General features: G+C 49.3%; 1 pseudogene. It reads left to right on the top strand.

Annotation, left to right across the window (positions count from 1 at the left end):
- A pseudogene (locus ACTHSP_RS23605) lies at window positions 1-296 on the top strand (murein hydrolase activator EnvC family protein); the annotation flags it as partial.

Raw genomic sequence — 296 nt, 5'->3', positions numbered from 1 at the left:
AAACAGCTGCAACAAACACGCAACAACCTCTCCGGCATCAACCGCAAACAACGCGACGCATGGGAAAAATTCCAAAAACTCAATGCTGATGCCAACCAGTTGAAAGCCGAAGTTTCCAACACGCGCGCCCAAATTTCGCGTTTTGTGTCCGGCAACTATAAAAACAGCCAGCCCAACGCGGTTGCCCTCTTCCTGAAAAACGCCGATGCCGGTCAAAAAACCCGCTTCCTGCGTTACACGCGTTATATCAACAACGCCAACGACCAAGTCATGAGAGACTTGGAAAAACAACAGAA

Source organism: Neisseria sp. P0001.S005 (assembly GCF_051963715.1).
This window is presented reverse-complemented; position numbering and strand designations above follow the sequence as displayed.